We start from the raw sequence: 18,452 nt of genomic DNA, 5'->3' as shown, positions 1-18,452 counted from the left end.
AACTGTCCGGCCTGCATTAGCGAGTTGAAGGTTCCGGTGTCCAGCCAGGCAGTGCCCCTGCTTAACACACCTACTTTCAGCCTGCCCTGCTCCAGGTAGACCTTGTTCACGTCTGTAATCTCGTATTCTCCGCGTGGTGAGGGCTTGATGTTCTTAGCGATCTCCACAACCGAGTTATCATAAAAGTACAGTCCCGGTACGGCATAGTTGGATTTAGGCGCGGCCGGCTTTTCCTCGATCGAGATGGCCTTCTTGTTTGCATCAAACTCCACTACACCATAACGCTCCGGGTCGGATACCGGGTAGGCAAACACCACACCGCCCTGGGGCTCATTGAGCTCCTGCAACAGGTGCGACAGGCCGTCGCCGTAGAAGATATTGTCGCCCAGGATCAGCGCTACGCTGTCCTTGCCGATAAACTCCTCGCCAATAACAAAGGCCTGCGCCAGTCCGTTGGGTTCTTCCTGCACCGCATACGAAAACCTACAGCCCAGTTTGGAACCGTCGCCCAGCAGCTTCTCAAAGCCCGGAAGGTCATGCGGCGTCGAGATGATCAGGATCTCCCGGATCCCGGCCAGCATCAGTATCGACAGCGGGTAATAGATCATCGGCTTGTCGTAAACCGGCATCATCTGCTTGCTGGTGGCCAGCGTCAGGGGATGCAATCTCGTGCCGGAGCCTCCGGCCAGTATTATTCCTTTCATGATTATGCTTTTAATACATTAATACACCGTATCAGGCTGTCCCTCCAGTAAGGGATATCCATCGAAAAGGTGCTCTTGATTTTGCTCTTGTTCATCGCCGAGAAAGCCGGACGCATCGCCCTGGTCGGGTACTGCGCCGTGGTGATGGGATGCACTTTTACCGGCGTGCCGCTGATATCAAAGATCGCCATAGCGAAGTCATACCAGGAGATTGTCCCTTCATTGCTGTAATGGTAGATCCCGTACGCACTCTTGCCCGATTCGATGATGCTCAGAATGGCGTCGGCCAGGTCTATAGCATACGTTGGTGCCCCTACCTGATCGGCAATGATGCTCAGCTCGTCGCGGTCTGCTCCCAGCTTCAGCATGGTCTTGACAAAGTTGTTGCCATATTCGGAATACAGCCAGCTGGTACGCAGGATATAATGCGCCTCCAGCAGATCGGTGATGGCCTGCTCCCCTTCCAGCTTGGTCAGCCCGTATACGCTGATGGGCAGGGCCTCATCTTCTTCGGTGAGCAGCCTGGGGGTATTGCCTTCGAAAACGAAGTCGGTCGAGATATGTACCAGCACCGCACCATGGCTCTTGCACAGGCGGGCCAGGTTCGATGCCCCGTCACGGTTTACCCGGCGGGCCAGGGCCAGCTCGTCTTCGGCTTTGTCTACGGCCGTATAGGCCGCGCAGTTGATGACATATTGAGGAGTATGGGTGGTGAATAAGGCCTCCAGTCCGGCCATATCCAGGATGTTCCCCTGCTCTTCGGTCGGAAAGGCGATATCCTGGATCCCTCTGCGGGTGGATACCATCTTCAGACAGGTGCCCAGCTGACCGGAGGCTCCCAGTACGATTATTTTGCTCATAGTTGATCCAGATGGGGCAAGACCTGGTCCTTCTCGCTCACCAGGAGCTGATCGGTAGGTACCTGCCAGTCAATATTCAGTGCCGGATCTGCATAATGCAGGCCGCCTTCGGATGCTTTGTTATAGTAGTTGTCGCATTTGTAGAAGAACTCAGCCGTCTCGCTGAGTACCACAAAGCCGTGGGCGAAGCCCCGCGGCACGAAGAACTGCAGTTTGTTTTCGGCGCTCAGCAACACGCTGTAGTGCTGACCATAAGTGGCCGAGCCGGCACGCAGGTCGACCGCTACGTCCAGCACCTCGCCGCTGATCACACGGACCAGCTTGGCCTGGGCATGGTCGCCCTGCTGATAGTGCAGGCCGCGCAGCACGCCATAGCCGGAGGCCGACTGGTTGTCCTGCACGAAGTGAACATCCAGGCCCAGCTTCTGGTTAAAGCGCTGCTCATTGAAGCTTTCATAAAAGTATCCCCGCTCATCGGGAAAAACGGCGGGCTTGATGATCACGCAGCCTTCCAGTAGGGTGGTAATGATTTCCATGTTGGGGTGTAGGGTATAAAATATCGTTGCTCTTATCTGTCGTTGTACTGTCCCTGGTAGTAAGACTGGTAGTTGCCCGAGGTGACGTTTTCCAGCCACTCCTGGTTCTCCAGGTACCAGTCTACCGTCTTCTCCAGTCCTTCTTCAAACTGAAGGCTTGGCGTCCAGCCCAGCTCCCGCTGCAGCTTGCTCGAGTCGATCGCGTAACGCAGGTCATGGCCGGCACGGTCGGTGACAAAGGTGATCAGCTTAGCCGACTCTCCTTCGGCACGGCCCAGCTTGCGGTCCATTACCGCGCAGAGCGTGCGGATCAGGTCGATGTTCGTCCATTCGTTATGGCCACCGATGTTATAGGTCTGGCCACTTGCCGATTTGTGGAAGATCACGTCTATGGCACGGGCATGGTCCTCTACCCACAGCCAGTCGCGGATGTTCTCTCCCTTACCGTAGACCGGAACGGGTTTATTATTCTTGATGTTATTGATGGCAAGAGGGATCAGTTTTTCCGGGAAATGGAAAGAACCGTAATTGTTGGAGCAATTGGAGATCACCGTATCCATGCCGTAGGTATCGGCGTAGGCCCGAACGAAATGATCGGAGCTGGCCTTGGAGGCTGAATAAGGGCTGTGCGGGTCATAGGCCGTCTCTTCGGTGAACAGCCCTGTTTCTCCCAGCGTTCCGTATACCTCATCGGTAGAGACATGATAGAAACGACGGCTGCTGTAGTCGTCCTTCCAGCTCTGGCGGGCTGCGTTCAGCAGGTTTACCGTACCCACCACATTGGTCAGTACGAAATCCAGCGGACTGGTGATCGAGCGGTCAACATGGCTCTCGGCGGCCAGGTGGATGACCGCGTCAAAGCCTTCCGTCTCAAACAGGGTTTGTATGAAGGCCCCGTCCACGATATCACCCTTCACAAAGCGGTAGTTCGGCTTGTTTTCTACATCCCGCAGATTTTCCAGGTTCCCTGCGTAAGTAAGCTTATCCAGGTTGACGATCTGATATTCCGGATAGGTGTTGACAAAGCGTCTGACGACGTGAGAGCCGATGAAACCGGCGCCGCCGGTAATGAGTATCTTTTTCATATTACTCTGCATTATTCTAAAAGTCCGCAAGATATTTCATTTTTTTATTTTTTGCGTCTATAAGCCAAATAAACCAGGCAATAATCTTGGAAAGAACTTTCGATGCGGCGGTAAGAAAACAGACTCGATGCTTGTTATGAATAACACGCTAATGGTAACCAATGATGAGTAGCCGAAAATACAGTTTCATTAAAGATTGCTCCGGCACGGAAAGTAAACAGGCTGGAATCTGTGCAAATATGGGAAGTGTTTTATGCGGTATAGATATTGAACTTTTTATTGTGAGGAGGATGGTCGAGCAGCATCACGAAATATGACGGCGCTCAGTTTTCCGAGAAAAATGGAGTAGTAACGCCTATTATATGTGTAATTAAATCCCCACATGTGGAACATAATACACGAAATGCGATTTATAGAAGTGTATAACAAGGTGATATATTATCACAAAAAGCAACAATAACAAAATTAACAAACTCTCAATTATGCAACATCACGGACAAATTATCGAAAAAGTAGTAAGAAGGAACGGACACTCCATCAGCGACGTAGCGCGACTGACAAATGTAAACCGCCGATCCGTTTACAACTGGTTCAATCAGCAACAATTAAAGCCTGAGATCATTTATAGGATCGGTTGCGTGATCAACCATGACTTCTCTGTGGAACTCCCACAGCTTTTTACTTCAGAAGACTTTGAAAGAGGATTTAAGAAAAAGTCGTTTTTGGGAAACAACCTGGCCGATTCAGACGATCCTTACAATAAGTATTACTGGAAAGATAAATATATCGACCTACTGGAACGCTACAATACCTTGCTTTCAAACAAAGTATCGGTAGCGATTTAATCAATCAAGCGTTAGAAAGATCAAGATACTTCAGCGTATTTTGGTCAACCAGGCTCGGTTCTGTTACATATGACATCACATTGCTTAAAATCTGATGTTTATTAAGATACTTTTCTGCATACCAGCGACCCTTCAGGGTTTCGCTGGTATGGTCAGAGATGCAGCAGTCCAGGATAGCATCTCTTAGTGCATCATCATCTTCACTTGGTATTACCACGCCCATTTTGTGGTCAACCACCGCTTGATAAAGGGACGTTCCAGGATCTGCTGTCACGAGCGCCAGACCGCCGGATGATAATATTCCTGTAAGCTTTGAAGGCAACATCAGATCGGCAGCATTCTTTTTCTGCAGAACGAGGTGCACATCAGCCATGTTGAGCAGGTTATTAAATTGATCTAATGGCTGCAAAGGGAGAAAGCTTATATTGGTAAGCTTCGCATCTGCAGCAAGCTTCATTAGCTCCTCCTTATAGGGCCCTATTCCGCAAATTACAAATTTGATAAAACGATAGGCTTCCATGCTTTTTGCGATAGGGACAAGGCTTTGTAAACCCTGTTTTTCACCGATACTTCCTGAATAAAGAATTATTTTATCATCTTCCTGATACCCCCAGCTTCTTTTCAAGCCCCGCCTATTATTCAACGGAAACAACTTCTGGGTATCGACCCAATTAGGAAACATGATGATATCACGTTTAACCTTCTTTTGAACCTTCGCTTTCATCCCGCCGGAAATTGTACTTACATAATCGACACGATTTAAGATATATTTTTCGAATTTCAGAAGAACCTTAAATGCGATATCGGCTTTAATAACCTTCAATTGCCTTGCCGCCTCTATTTGCATATCGTGAATATGATAATCGATCTTGCCTCCTTTAAAAAAACGATAAAATAATCCCAGGAAACCGAGATGAAACGGCGGTGCCATAATGAAAATCTGCTGATGTCCTTTTTTAAACAATAAGTAAAAAATGACAACAAATGAGCTGAGCAAGAAGGTCAATTCTTGCAATACCCTTCTTCCTCCGGAGGGAACAGCCGGAACATACATCGGGCATCTGTAGATACTAAGCTTACCGTCTTTTTCAGTCTCCTTTTTATATGTCCTGCCAGAATATGGTTTCTGTACGCTCCAGTTGGGGTAATAGGGAAAAGATGTTACCATGGTGACGTCATAGTCTTTTTCGACCAGCCAATCGACCATTTCGCCTGTATATTTGCCTATTCCGGTGAGTTCGGGGGCAAAGTTTATTCCTAATATGAGTACTTTCTTTTTCGCGACGATGTCTTTTTTCATATGAGAGTATGATTTATAAGGTTTATGGAGAGAGAGAGTTAGAGAAAGAGTATTTTTTCTGCAGCGGAAGGATAGAGATCTGTAAAATCTTCCCGGATTTCAGAATCCTTGGCTTCTAAAAAATTATTTCGTAACCGAACCGCCCTGGCAGGATTTCCGGCGTAAACCGTCCATGCCTTCAGTTTCTTGCTGCTTAAGGAACCTGCACCAAGGACGCTTCCCTCCTCGCAGTAAGCGCCAGGTAATAAGGTGGCTCTGGCACAAATCCATACATAAGGCTCCAGTTTTATCTCCTTAGTGATATAGGTAAAGTCCTGAGAGTTATAATCATGAGTCGCCCCGCAGATATAGGCTGACTGCGAGATAGTCACATGATGCGACAGATATACACCACCGGGATTGTAAATTTCAGCCCCCGGTCCTATGCGCACCACATCCTCCGTATGCAACAACCAGGGTGCCCAGATCGTTACATCGGGATAAATGGCGTTTTGGCGTCCGATCCTGGCTCCAAAAACTCGCAGAACAAAAGCCCTCCACACATGCAAAGGTCTCGGCGTCCATCTGCAAAGAAGGGCCCATGACACGATCCACAACAAGCGCCTAAGACGGTTTATAAGGGTGAACGTCGGTTGTAAATAGGGATCAACATCTTGTTTACGCTGTAACAGGTCCATGCTTTTTATCTTTTAATTTCAATGCTTCGATTATTCGCTGCATAGCAGGCTCAACGGCGAAGTGCTTTTCATATACATATCTTGCATTTCGCTCCATTCTTCCTTTTACTTCAGCTGACATTTGACTCCAGTATTTGAGGAGCTTATAAGTACCTTGAGGAGTATCATCTGCCACGACTGCAGCCTGTGCAGCCGAGATCTCTCTATGGATGTTTACCTGGTTGGAAATTAAAACAGGCTTACTGCAAGCCAACGCCTCAACTACCGCGATTCCAAAGTTCTCCTGGTGACTGGGAAGTATAAAAGCACCGGCACCGTAATAGGCTGCCCATTTCATATCGCCGGACAGCATGCCCGGAAAGATGATGTAATCTCGCAGTCCGGGAGCATTATCCACCTGTTTAAGAATCTGCCTTCCATAAGGCGTTTCAAGACCAGGACCTGCTATCAAAAGCCTGGGCACTACAGCCCGAGGATCGTTCTCAATGAGCTGCCTTACCATTTCGCGATACCCCTCCACCAGCATATCAACACCTTTTTTCTCGTGTATTCTGCTGAGGAAGAGAATATACTTGTTGTCACGCAATTCAGGATAGCACGCATAAAAAAGATCCATCATTTCACTGCTCTTAACAGGCGGTTGATCCACTCCCAATCCTACCACCACTTCCTTCTTTGGCTTATAAGGGCTGAAAGGCTCAAGTGCAAGTCGTTTCTCTTCTTCACAGGTAAACATCAAGCCATCTGCTGAATTCACCACATGTCTTTCGATAAACTGCCAGTATACCGTATTACGAAGGGCCTTCCAGCGGCGGCCGTTTGACCGTTGAAAATAGGGATCAAGCATTCCGTGCGGCATTACGTAATATTCCACTTTTACTTCTTTTACGGCTTTGAACAATGCGAAACCTGGATATTGCCATAAACCGTGAACAATCACCCGGTCATAGTTTGGTAAATTACCGACCAGCCAGGGGTATAGGGCTTTGTTATAGCACCAGGGACCGGACCCCTTCCCGAGTGCGTGCACGATTATTGAGCTATCTTTTATATATCCGGCAGTTGGTTCATCAAGTGTAACCACATCATTCTGAATATCCTGCGAGTGGAGGCCGGCGACCAGCGTCCTAACTGCCTGTGACATCCCACCGGACTTTGGATCAAGTGATGGTATAACATGTAAAACTTTCATCTTTATTATCTAAAATCGATTAGTTGATAGGTTGGTCAAACGCGTTTTTTTAATGAACATGCAAGCTGGTTAGATGAGAACCGGTCTCAAGGCTACCCGGACTGCGTATTTCAACTCTTTTCAACACCCTAAAGAGCGTTCTCTTCGGTTTTAATGCGGCCAAAGTTAAGCCAGCCATAAGCACGTTGAACCCAAGGTTTGTCGGCTGCGCCCACTGTCCCTGAAGTATTCCAACACAGCTCGAAGCAAACAACATCCAGGGAAGAATATCACCTTTCGAAATTCTTTTTATACTCTTTACGCCGATCTTTACTGCTAGTGTTGTACGTATCAGAATGGCAGTAATGCCAAGTAGAAGCCCCATCTCGCCAATTAGTCTTCCCCATTCACCCTCCGATATTAAGAAGCCAGTTGAATCACCCGTTAGCAGCTGAGTTCCGGCATTTGTACCCATTCCGATTCCGAGTCCAAAGAAAGGCGCATTAGGGGATGCTAAAACCGCATCGTACATACCGCCAAGAAACCTGTCGACGAAAGCGCCCTGCATCCCACCCTCCACTTCAGAAGCGGAAGTAAACCTGGTCAGGAACGCATCAATAGCCGGGCCCAGCAATTCGGTATTGCCCAACAACACAACGAGTGTTGTTAAGATGACCCCTGTTATCAACATTTTCTTGATATACTGCGGATTGCGACCTACTCCAACAAAGGCCGATGCTACTGTAAGACCAAGCATAAATGTTAAGGTTCTGCTAATAGAAAAAGGAATTGCTATTAATATTCCTACAGAGGCCGACAGCAAAAGCAGCTTGTTAACCTTCTCCGCTTTTAGCCAGTGGTAGATACAGAAGATTCCCGCAAAACCGAAGAACTGAGCGGTGCCATTGGTAAAAGAGAAGGTTGCCGGCGGCCTCATAAATCCGTTTGCACCCGAAAATCCCGCACCTTCTTCATTTCCTCCAATACCCCGGTTCACAAAAGCTGATTGGGGACTATAGAATTGCAACACTATCAAGACGGCCATGGGCAATGTAATCCACAGAGTTGCCTCGCCCATTTTAAGCACATCTTCGCGTGTAAAGATTGACCCGATGATAAAAATCAGTGGAAAATGAAGAAGAAAAATCCGTGCACCGTATATTGCAACTGTTAGATTTCCGTGACCTAAGGTAAGTCCCGTAACCATAGCTGCAACGGTTAAGGCCATCATACCATACATCATCAGACTGTTTGGCAACACGCCTTTATACCAGGAATATCCAATCAAGAAGATGGCTATTGGGTCACGAACAACCAAGAGCGGATTGGCCAGCTGCGGAAGCACCCATTTCCTCAAGGCGCCTTCAAACAAGATAAGCAAAAAATACGCCCAAATAGCGCGTTTAAGTGCCTTGTGGGGATCATTCGTAGCTTTAGACATGATTGTAAACACTTGGTAATTTCTTCTCGTTGATCTGTTTAACGATACTTGACCCGTAATTTTGCCAACTATAGGTAGCCGCATGCTGCATTGCCAGATTACCCATCGATGGTATTGCTGATCGGTTGGCAAGGAACCAACTAATTTTTTCCGCTATCGCTTCTGGTGACCGGATCGGCACAAGAAAACCTGTATAACCATCCTGCACCAGATCAGCCCCGCCGGTGTTTTCTGTGATGATAAGCGGCAGCCCCTGGCTCATAGCCTCCTGCATAACCAGAGCCCTTCCTTCGACAATCGATGGCAGACAAAACACATCACATGACCTCATCAATTCCAACACCTGATGGTGTGGCCTGGCCGATTCATGTATAAATGTCGCTAACTGCCCCCTGTAAAATTCCATCGAGGTAAGCGGCAGTCCAAGAATTACCAGTTCGACCTCGTCAGGACCGAACATTTTCACAGCGTTAAATAAGTCACCCAGACCTTTGCGCTGACCCATGCTTCCAACAAAAAGCACCCTGAGCGGCCGGTTTGTATCTTTTCCGATCTTTAAGACGCTACCCCCTCCCTCCGGTGACCCGAATGGAGACATAATTATTTTCTTTTCGAGCGACCATTCAGGCAATGAATTCCTTACAAAACTCCCTGGGCCAACTACCACATCCGCCAACTCCAGTTCTTTTGTTTTTCTTCTCAATTTCTCGGGAGAATCTTCGATCCCTCCACCTAACGTTACAGACCATGCCGGGAGCCTTTCAGATTCTTCAAGCAATAGTCGCCTGCTGGTCTCCCAGTAGGCTATGGGAAGATCATAGATACATTTCAACCCCAAGTGTTTAGCCATTTTGAAAGTTTCATATGCCCCGTCCTCATAAGCATACACAGCTTCAAACGGCTGCTCTTGTAATATATCGGGAAGACTCCTGGCAAAATTCCGATCAAGATCTCTGTAGACGGCATCAATGCCTGCTAAGCTATGTTCTTTTCTTGTGAATGCGCCAAGACCTAACTTAGGTAAAGCCAGCCTGGCGAGTTCCAAGAAGGGTCGGGTTTTAACTTTGGCAGATAGTCCGGGATACGACCTGCGTAACCACTCCTGCTTAAGACTCTTTGGTAGAAATTTCAACCAGGAAGATCCCTCGCTTGCAGCTACCGTTGTATTGAAGCCCGCTAGCATGCCGACTTTGTCTAAACTTTCGAGGACCGCCCTTACATTACGATTACCAGTGGGATGAGATAAAAAAATTTTCATGTGCTTGATAGGTTTATTTTAGCCTTCTTTCATCCAGCTCTTCATATTGAGCTCAACTATTTTCCAGTTTCGCGTTCTCCAAAACCAGTGGTGCAGCTGTTTTTTGCGTTTCTCATATTCCGGAGATACCAGAATGTTGGATTTATTCATTAATTCAGCCGGCTTAAACAGCGCCCGACCGGGGGGGTCCAACAAATTAGACGGGACGTCACAAATTACTGGCAGTGCATGGGCTGCCACGGCCGCGAATAATCCGGATTTTTTCAACGTTTCAGGACTGGATGCAATTAAAGCGGCTTCTGCGCGAAGCAGTTGTGTGGACACTTCATCTGCGGGGAGGGCTCCGAGCTGAAACAATACATTTTCACCCAAGTGTTCATTTGCAAATTTCAGCTCTTGATCTGCATGGCTGTTATTAATCGGACCAATTGCCAAAACACGCTTAATGAGTCCTCTTGCCTTCATCGTTTTAATAAAGATTATATAGGTCTTTAACGTCCACAGACGTGTATGTGCCAGTCCGAATACCACCCAATCTCCCTGCTGTCTCTCACTTGTCAATCCATCCAATTCGTGAGTTGGTAGTATATTGGCGCCGATACGGCCCTTTCGAACGTTTTCAATCATTGTGCTTTGAGTTGTTGTATATTATAAAAATGGATACCGCCAACTGCGATAATTTAAAGACTCAACCAGCAAGCCGACCCCTAAGATGCAGATGAGATAACGGGAAGTACATCGCTCGAAGCTTCCTGAACACCCTTCTGTAATGTTAAGACTCTAAACTTAGTCGTTGCCGCCTCCAGTTCCTATGGAGGACAAATAAGCAGGACCAACACTTAAAGTAATATCCCATTCCGTTAGCAGCACTGTACGGATAGTCGCTCACTAGCATACATGCAACTGCCACTTTCAGGGGGCATTAAACCAGCCTGCAGGTTGAGTTTATCTTCTACTAAGCAAAGCTTAGCCACTTATTTTTTTAATTCTTAAAATGCAATATCCACTATGCATGAGCGCTTCTGAACTCACGATGAACAACTGGAGACTAATCATACCTCTTATTGTTGAAATATCAATTAGCAGTACTCCCAGCCCTATCGTACACAAGCTTATGGCTATTAATAGAGCAGGATTTATTGTCCAACCTCGGTTTGAATACAGCGTGAAAGCACTACCGGCAACCATACCAATGCAGCTTGCAAGAACACTAAGCACCACTTCGCTGTTGAGGCCAGCGTATTGAGGGCCTAAGACCCATAATATTTGTGCTGAAAACATCCAGGCGCTAACCATTATCACCACACAGAGTGCAAAGAGCAACATCATCACCTGAGAAAAGCGTCTGAGCAACAGGTGTTTATTGACAGGCAACCTCGCAAAACGGGGCATTATAAGTGCTCCGAACAGTACCATGAAAAGATTAAATAGCATCGCTATTCTTCCGAGAGCTCCTAGTTGCGCTACAGTCGATGTTGAGCCATATACTGAACTTAACCAGATAGTAATCTGACCAGACAAGCAATAATAGATTGAAGCTGGCATTACCCTGTAAACAATTTTTAAGATGGAGGCCTTGATCTGCTTGTCTGCCTTAGCGCTTAAGTCGGCATACCCTGAAGCGAGAAACCTAAGTTTCATATTCATCCAGATCTGCGGAATTCCTGACGCTAGAATAGCGATAAATGCCCATGGCATAGCAAAGAGACCGATACACAGTAATACGAGCCTGCCAATATTATTCTGCACCTGCAACTTTTGCAATGGTGCTATTTCCTGACTAAGTTTTGGTACAATCTCGAGTAAAGACCCTGATATTGCTGCAAAAAAGGCTGGAATAAGCGAAAGAGTGATCAAACAAGACAATGTCCAGCTAGCATCATGACTTCGCAACATATAGAACAGGACGGGGATCACGATGATTAAACTTGCAATTGCAAATTTCCGGCGAAGCAGAAGTGCGGTATTTAGAACACTCCCCATTCTGCCCTTATCTTGCCAGGCCTTCGCTCCCTCGGACATAGCACCGGTTGTTACTCCTCCATCATTTAAAACTGCCATCGTTCCCAGCACGGCATTAGCAATTGTATACAATGCGTACTCATGAGTAGAAAGCATTCTTAGTATGAATATACCACCGATAAAACTAGAGGCCTGCACCAGGATCTGTGCAGAACCTGCCAGAGAAATAATTCTGAGCCACTCCCTAAGTCTTGTACTTTTTCCGTTTAAGTAAAGTTGTTGCGTAGACACTTGTTAGACTTAAAACCTGCTTGCTAAATTTTTCATGAGTTTACGGGAACTGACCGACTTCGATTTTGAATAGTTATAGTAACTATAATCGTAGCTGTAACCGTAACCCGTGCGATTTCTGTGTATCCCGTTAAAGACTAGATGCATTGCAGGCATCATCTTTTCCTGCTTTAGTTGTTTTATGAACTGCACTTCGGCTTTACTTGTGACACCCTGGCGAACCATATAAACCGTTAGATCGCTCACCCTTCCGAGAATCATCGCATCAGTTACCAGATGCAAAGGAGGAGTATCCAGTAAAATCTCATCATAGTGTTCTCTCAGCGTTCTTATTAATTCAACCAATCTCTCTGACTCCAATAGTTCGGCCGGATCATCTACGATAGGCCCTGCCGCTATAATAGAAAGGTTTGACCTGACTTGAGAGGGTTGGATAATCTGGTCAATCGTAGCATTGCCCCTCAGATAGTCGGTAATACCGGGATTCTCTTTATCGAACTTGAAATACTTAGACATCTGGGGTCTGCGTAAGTCAAGTTCAAGAATTACGGTACGTTTTCCTGACGCAGCTATGGATATAGCCAGGTTATTTGAGATAAAACTCTTTCCTTCTCCGGATACGCTGGATGTAAAAAGTGTTACCCGGCTTACTTGTGTCTTACCATACACATGAAACAGGTTACTCCTAAGGGCACGGAATTGCTCGGCAAGGGCGAATGTGTTTCGATCCAGTACTACAATTGCTGAATCGCCCTCTTCCTGGATTAACTCCGCTAGTACAGGAATCTCTGTCGGCTTAAGCTCAGCTACATCATGTATCTTATTTTTCCATGTCTCGCGAAAGCTAATTAAGCCAACCGGCAGCAGAAACCCGCACATGATTGCGATTGCCAAAGGCACCTCTTTTTTAGATTTAGGCCCTTCGTAGTACGCAGATTCAATGGTATTAATATCACTTAAAGTTGAGGCATATTGGAGACCTATCTCTTCACGCTTCTGTAAAAGGTATACATATAGGTTTTCTTTGATAGCTTGCTGGCGCTTTATACTCAGATATTGTCTTTCCTGACCAGGAATATTCTTTATCGAAGACTCTGCTTTGAAATTGAATCCCTGTAATTGCTTCCGTGTCGCAAGAAGTGATGATCTTATTGCTCTGATATTCCCTTTGATGGCATTCTTGGTGCTTTGAATCTGACTATTAAGAGGCGCGAAGAGGGGATTATCTTCAGGTGTGGTGGCAAGCAATTTATTACGCTCTAAATTAAGTGTTGCTAGTTGGCTAACCAGATTGTTTAGTCCGGGATCTTCAATCCCTAGCGTAGCTGGTGCGTTTCCATTACTTCCTGCAGAGTTGATATACCTTTCGATACCATCAATCACGTTTAGCTGTACATTTACCTTATTTAATTCACCGTCGTTCGCTTGTACGCTTTGCAAGTAGACTTGTGATTGAGAGGAGATATCTGTAAGACCCTGGCTACTTTTATAGCCCTCGACGTCCTTTTCTACACTCGTCAGTTCACCCGTTACATCAGTCAGACGATCATCAATGAATCTTAAAGTGCTTTCGGTCACCTTGTTCTTCTCTTCAATATCCAGCATCTTATAGCTCTTTATCACATGATTTATCACCATAACGCCGCGTTCCGGATCAGTATCGTCTACGTCGATGTCTACTATAGGAGCTGTTTTATTCAACGCAACATTCAATTTTGCAATCCATGCATTGGTAGCATCTTCAGAACTACTTAGCCTTACAACGAGGCTCTTACCGATATAGTCGACAAGATGAGCCGTTGTATCGAGCTTCCAGGTACCAAAAGCATTGGTACTTGTGCTGTTAAAAGGCACCCGAATTTCATTCCCACCCGGTTGAGTCAGGATATAATGGTCTTCGCTCTCAATATATATATTAAAATTCTGCTCCGTGATTGGTCGCTTCTGATCCAGAAGCTTAAATCGTACAGGAGAAGAGGTGTGCACCTCTTCAACACCATATGGATTTTCAACATGGTAAGTAGACCAAAGCTGGAGGTCATGTACAACCCTGCCGATCAATGCCCGGGTCTTGAGTTTTTGAACTTCGCTTTCCATCGCCTTTGGCGATTGAGAAATCGTAATCTCCTGAAGCGCAGTTTTCATATCTCCGGTCTTGGTGTCATCTTTGATCGTCACCTTCGCCCGGATGGTATAGGATGGCGGTTGACTAGCAGCATACCATAATGCCAGACCGACACAAAGTGCCATGATCACTAAAAAGAGCGGCCAATGATAGAGATATTTACCAAGCATTGCTCGCATATCCTTAGTCGATCCTTGTTTAGATTCATCTTCGGTGACAGGAGCAAGATATATTTGTTCTGTTTTCATAGCATTATAATAATTGAGTAGCGATCAGGGTTAGTACCGAAATTGCAGATAGAACAAAACCGATATTACGCGCGGACTGATCTACTGCTGCAGCCTTATTCTTATCAGGAGTGACGTATATGATGTCGTTATTTCGGAGGTAGTAATATTCTGACTGAAACAGACCTGTGCTTGTCAGGTCGACAGGTATATACTTACGTACACCATCCTGCTCCCTAATCAATAGAATGTTCTGACGCATACCTGTTATTTGAAGGTCTCCTGCAAGACTTAAGGCTTCGGTAATCGAAACCTGCTCACTGGATATCGGGTAAACGTTAGGCCGATTGACATCGCCTAGAACAGATATCTTGAAGTTTAGGATGGTTAGATTGACAGCCGGAGATTTCAGATACTTAACGAGCCGTGACTCGATTAACTCACGAGCCTGAACTGTAGTTAGATTTCCAACCTTCACTGATCCGACAAGAGGCAGACTAATATTTCCTCCTTCATCCACCTTATATCCCAAAGCTGTCTCTCCGTTTTTATTTCCATCAGTCCACGCGTCGGGATTCAAACTTCCCACCGTAATTCCGAGTATATCGCCCGGCTGAATTTTAAGCGGAGAGTAGTTTTTAATCTCTTCCTGGGTAATCTTGGTTTTGTCGAGATTTTGGAAGTAAGGAATTGTTTTGTAAGTTGAACATGATGTAAGCATTACAACGGTTAGCAAGAAAATAGTGTGAAAGAAAGATTTGCACATAGGTATTGATTTAATTTTTTGATTTCGATAAAGCTTCGCCATCCCAGTTACATACCAGCAAACCGATGTGGATTAAGCTTTTTCGTTGAGTTAAAATCTTTGACAGCGGGATAATAATGCTGCCTGATTTTTTCATAAAAGTAAGCGGGTTCTTCACATTTTTGAAATAATTCTCCATTATGTACCAAGTCTTGGGAATTTTTGAGAAAGTCTGTATCTCAATGTATTAGCAAAGGAAAATATGCGAAGATGTGTTGTTTTTTGTTTGATTTCGTCCTTTTTCGCCGGGTTTTTCTCATAAGTCTACAATGTATTATACATGGTGGGAAGGTTCCTATCTGAAGGGTCTATTTTTAGCTAATTTCGTAATAACTCCTCCCTGGACGAGCTATAAATACTCTAGTAAAAGAATGATGATCAACCCGTTGTTTAGCAAAAAAAAAGAAGCTTTCGAAAAGACATGGATGGTAATTTACACTCGCTCCAAATGGGAGAAGAAGGTGGACCGTTTACTGAAAGAGAAAGGCGTAGAAAGCTTTTGTCCACTTGTAAAAACAAATAGAAGATGGGCAGATAGAAACATGCTTGTTGAACTACCTCTGTTCACGTCCTATCTGTTCGTCCATATCTCTCCGGCCGAACAGTCGTTAGTAAGAGAGACGATGGGTGTTATCAACTTTATCTATTATAGCGGTAAACCCGCGATTGTGGATAAGGAGGACATCGAGCGAATAAGGACAATCGTTGGAAAATATAAAGATGTTGAGACAATCAGCATCAGGGAGCTGAGTACTGGAGATCGTATCAAGATCACACAAGGAGCATTGGCGAATCTGGAAGGAGAGGTTATAGAAGTAAAAGGCAAATCTGTATTGATCAGTATTCGCCAGCTCGACTGCGTATTAATCGCTAAGGTCGCCGTTAACCAAAATATTATAATTGCAAATCCAGGTGTTGGAACGGCTTTGGCTGTTCGGGCGTAAACTTAAATCAGATGAATGAGAACTTTAAAGATCAGCACTATGGTCAGATTATCGAAAAAGTTATTCGGAGAAATGGCTATAGCATCAGTGAACTTGCACGTTTAACTGACGTGAACCGGAGATCTGTGTATAATTGGTTCAACCAGAAATACCTAAAGCCTGCAATCATACACAAGATTGGAATGGCACTGAAACACGATTTTTCGAACGAGTTCCCTGAACTGTTTATGAAAGCAGAACAACGGGGAGTATCTCATTTGCCAGATGACGCTGTTTATGCAGAAGAGGAAGGAGAAGGTCGTGCAAGATCGGAACAGTATTGGAAAGATAAATACATAGACTTGCTCGAAAAGCATAACCAACTTCTTTTAGCTTATGTAGAAAAGAGTTCTCTTTATTCATAACACCTATTCAACAAGGAGGCACGAACATAGCTCGTGCCAGTGTATTGGGCTGGCACTAATTTTCCTCTACAGGGGTCAGCAGGCCTTTTAGTAAAAAACCAACTTCCCGTAGAAAAAGCAACTGAGGCCTAATTTGTTCCATAGTTACATCTCCCCTGGTAAATTCGATCAAAGAATCGGAAATCTCTTGAGTCATCAACTCAAAATCACTGTTATGATGCAGTGGCATAAATTTCTTACAATGGCTTATGAAAGCCTCAACTTCTTCAATATTGACTGTATATCTGGTATCGTCAATTTTAAGGACTGCCTGACCAACGTATTCCTCCGGCCTTTCTAATTCCATCTCTGTATGATTCATTCTTATTATCTTAATATTTAGCATTTTACGCAAAAAAACACAAAGGGTTCTATATTCCTGCACTTTATTTTAAATAATATGCAAGAATCATGTGATGGCATGCATCTCGACTAGAAACACATTGCAATAAAAAAGCCTCTACTTACAGTCTGGCATCCACGATTTCCCGCCCCAGGCACGCCTTGGTGTCGAAAATAACCCCGTTGTCAGCTTTTAGAAGGCTATAGTCCAACTCTAAAAATTGCTCATGGGCGACCGCAACGATTATAGCATTATATTTTGTGTTTGGTGACAATTGATTTTTGATTTCCAATCCATACTCCTGCTTAACCTCTTCAATATTGGCCCAAGGATCGAATACGTCAACCTCGACACCAAAGTCGACAAGCTCATGATAGATATCTATCACGCGAGTATTCCTTACATCGGGACAGTTTTCCTTAAAAGTCATTCCCAGTATAAGTGCCCTGGAGCCTTTGATCCGCTGATCTTTATGAATCATTAGCTTAACAACTTTATCGGCTACAAAAGCACCCATAGCATCGTTCACTCGCCTGCCCGACAGGATCACCTGGGGATGATATCCCAGGGACTGAGCTTTGTGAGCCAGATAATAGGGATCTACGCCTATACAGTGTCCTCCCACTAAACCGGGTTTATATTTCAGGAAGTTCCACTTCGTACCAGCAGCTTCAATTACATCATTTGTATCTATTCCAATCCTGTCGAAAATAAGGGAAAGTTCATTCACGAAAGAGATGTTAACATCACGTTGCGCGTTTTCAATAGCTTTGGATGCTTCGGCTACTTTTATACTAGGAGCCTTATGCGTTCCAGCAATAATAATAGACCGATATAATTTGTCCACCTCTTCAGCTATATCTGCAGTAGAACCGCTTGTTACTTTCCTGATTTTAGTAAGCGTATTTACTTTATCACCCGGATTTATCCGTTCTGGAGAGTACCCAGCAAAAAAATCCTCATTAAAAACAAGGCCTGAAGCCCTTTCCAAAACAGGAATACAATCTTCCTCCGTACATCCAGGATAAACAGTTGACTCATATATAACAACATCCCCTTTTTTGAGGATGGTTCCCAGCATGTGAGAAGCCTTCAAAAGAGGACGAAGATCGGGTGACTTAAATTCGTCGATCGGAGTCGGCACGGTTACTATAAAAGTATTAAAAGATCTTAGATCCTCCTTGTCCCAGGAAAATTGCAGACTATTATTGTGAATCACTTCAATCAAACTGTCGATATCTGCTTCTTGAGTTCGATCAGTTGCTTTGGCAAGCTCTAATACACGATCCTGATTAATATCGAATCCGAGCACCTGATACTTCTTTGCGAATTCAATGGCTAAAGGGAGACCTACATACCCCAAACCTATTACAGCGATGCGTGCGCTATCGGCACGATATGTGTGTACAATAGAATCCATCGGGTAAAGTTAATA

The 18,452-nt window shown here is 45.2% G+C and carries 18 protein-coding genes; 3 read left to right on the top strand and 15 right to left on the bottom strand.

The window, feature by feature from the left end:
• The 4 genes from rfbA to rfbB form a co-directional block, all read right to left on the bottom strand.
• Positions 1-704 (bottom strand): glucose-1-phosphate thymidylyltransferase RfbA (rfbA, locus tag ACKI5J_RS01910; RefSeq protein ID WP_407425948.1); only part of this gene is annotated, 704 nt, incomplete at its 3' end.
• A gap of 2 nt (positions 705-706) precedes the next feature.
• Positions 707-1,564 (bottom strand): dTDP-4-dehydrorhamnose reductase, encoded by an 858-nt coding sequence (gene rfbD / locus ACKI5J_RS01905; protein WP_407425946.1) that lies wholly within the window; start codon positions 1,562-1,564, stop codon positions 707-709.
• Positions 1,561-2,100, bottom strand: a complete 540-nt coding sequence (gene rfbC / locus ACKI5J_RS01900; protein ID WP_407425944.1) for a dTDP-4-dehydrorhamnose 3,5-epimerase — start codon at positions 2,098-2,100, stop codon at positions 1,561-1,563. Before rfbC ends, rfbD begins: the two co-directional genes overlap by 4 nt.
• A gap of 32 nt (positions 2,101-2,132) precedes the next feature.
• Positions 2,133-3,185 (bottom strand): dTDP-glucose 4,6-dehydratase, encoded by a 1,053-nt coding sequence (rfbB, locus tag ACKI5J_RS01895; RefSeq protein WP_407425942.1) that lies wholly within the window; start codon positions 3,183-3,185, stop codon positions 2,133-2,135.
• 479 nt (positions 3,186-3,664) lie between these two features.
• On the opposite strand from rfbB, the gene ACKI5J_RS01890 reads away from it, so the two are divergent.
• Entirely contained in the window at positions 3,665-4,030 is a 366-nt protein-coding gene (locus ACKI5J_RS01890; protein ID WP_407425952.1) for a helix-turn-helix domain-containing protein, read from the top strand.
• Positions 4,031-4,034: 4 nt separating this feature from the next.
• On the opposite strand, the gene ACKI5J_RS01885 is transcribed toward ACKI5J_RS01890, so the two are convergent.
• From ACKI5J_RS01885 to ACKI5J_RS01845, 9 genes are all read right to left on the bottom strand, one after another.
• The gene (locus ACKI5J_RS01885; RefSeq protein WP_407425940.1) at positions 4,035-5,330 is read right to left on the bottom strand and encodes a WcaI family glycosyltransferase; all 1,296 of its coding nucleotides are present in this window, start codon (positions 5,328-5,330) and stop codon (positions 4,035-4,037) included.
• A 38-nt stretch (positions 5,331-5,368) separates the two neighbouring features.
• The gene (locus ACKI5J_RS01880; RefSeq protein WP_407425938.1) at positions 5,369-6,007 is read right to left on the bottom strand and encodes a putative colanic acid biosynthesis acetyltransferase; all 639 of its coding nucleotides are present in this window, start codon (positions 6,005-6,007) and stop codon (positions 5,369-5,371) included.
• Positions 5,988-7,199, bottom strand: a complete 1,212-nt coding sequence (locus ACKI5J_RS01875) for a glycosyltransferase (RefSeq protein ID WP_407425936.1) — start codon at positions 7,197-7,199, stop codon at positions 5,988-5,990. The genes ACKI5J_RS01880 and ACKI5J_RS01875 overlap by 20 nt, the downstream gene beginning before the upstream one ends.
• 49 nt (positions 7,200-7,248) lie before the next feature.
• Complete coding sequence (locus ACKI5J_RS01870; protein WP_407425934.1) at positions 7,249-8,619, bottom strand: hypothetical protein; 1,371 nt, start codon at positions 8,617-8,619, stop codon at positions 7,249-7,251.
• Positions 8,612-9,877, bottom strand: coding sequence for a glycosyltransferase family 4 protein (locus ACKI5J_RS01865; protein ID WP_407425932.1), 1,266 nt, complete (start codon positions 9,875-9,877; stop codon positions 8,612-8,614). Before ACKI5J_RS01865 ends, ACKI5J_RS01870 begins: the two co-directional genes overlap by 8 nt.
• A gap of 18 nt (positions 9,878-9,895) precedes the next feature.
• On the bottom strand, positions 9,896-10,504 hold the full coding sequence (locus ACKI5J_RS01860; protein WP_407425930.1) for a hypothetical protein: 609 nt from the start codon (positions 10,502-10,504) through the stop codon (positions 9,896-9,898).
• Between the two features lie 339 nt (positions 10,505-10,843).
• Entirely contained in the window at positions 10,844-12,130 is a 1,287-nt protein-coding gene (locus ACKI5J_RS01855; RefSeq protein ID WP_407425928.1) for a lipopolysaccharide biosynthesis protein, read from the bottom strand.
• Positions 12,131-12,139: 9 nt separating this feature from the next.
• On the bottom strand, positions 12,140-14,503 hold the full coding sequence (locus ACKI5J_RS01850; protein ID WP_407425926.1) for a GumC family protein: 2,364 nt from the start codon (positions 14,501-14,503) through the stop codon (positions 12,140-12,142).
• Positions 14,504-14,507: 4 nt separating this feature from the next.
• Entirely contained in the window at positions 14,508-15,203 is a 696-nt protein-coding gene (locus tag ACKI5J_RS01845; RefSeq protein ID WP_407425924.1) for a polysaccharide biosynthesis/export family protein, read from the bottom strand.
• A 353-nt stretch (positions 15,204-15,556) separates the two neighbouring features.
• Between ACKI5J_RS01845 and ACKI5J_RS01840 the strand changes: the two genes are divergently transcribed.
• Together ACKI5J_RS01840 and ACKI5J_RS01835 are read left to right on the top strand one after the other, a co-directional pair.
• Positions 15,557-16,231 (top strand): UpxY family transcription antiterminator, encoded by a 675-nt coding sequence (locus ACKI5J_RS01840; protein WP_407425922.1) that lies wholly within the window; start codon positions 15,557-15,559, stop codon positions 16,229-16,231.
• Positions 16,232-16,242: 11 nt separating this feature from the next.
• The gene (locus ACKI5J_RS01835; protein WP_407425920.1) at positions 16,243-16,635 is read left to right on the top strand and encodes a helix-turn-helix domain-containing protein; all 393 of its coding nucleotides are present in this window, start codon (positions 16,243-16,245) and stop codon (positions 16,633-16,635) included.
• Positions 16,636-16,690: 55 nt separating this feature from the next.
• Here the strand turns inward: ACKI5J_RS01835 and ACKI5J_RS01830 are convergent, their stop codons facing one another.
• Positions 16,691-16,996 (bottom strand): hypothetical protein, encoded by a 306-nt coding sequence (locus tag ACKI5J_RS01830; protein WP_407425918.1) that lies wholly within the window; start codon positions 16,994-16,996, stop codon positions 16,691-16,693.
• Positions 16,997-17,138: 142 nt separating this feature from the next.
• A complete protein-coding gene (locus ACKI5J_RS01825) occupies positions 17,139-18,437 on the bottom strand; it encodes a nucleotide sugar dehydrogenase (RefSeq protein WP_407425916.1) in 1,299 nt (432 codons plus the stop codon).
• Positions 18,438-18,452 lie beyond the last annotated feature (15 nt).

The organism is Arcticibacter sp., from assembly GCF_045629565.1.
Taxonomy (GTDB): domain Bacteria; phylum Bacteroidota; class Bacteroidia; order Sphingobacteriales; family Sphingobacteriaceae; genus Arcticibacter.
Note: the sequence above shows the minus strand (reverse complement) of the source record. Positions and strands in the feature narration are given on the sequence as shown.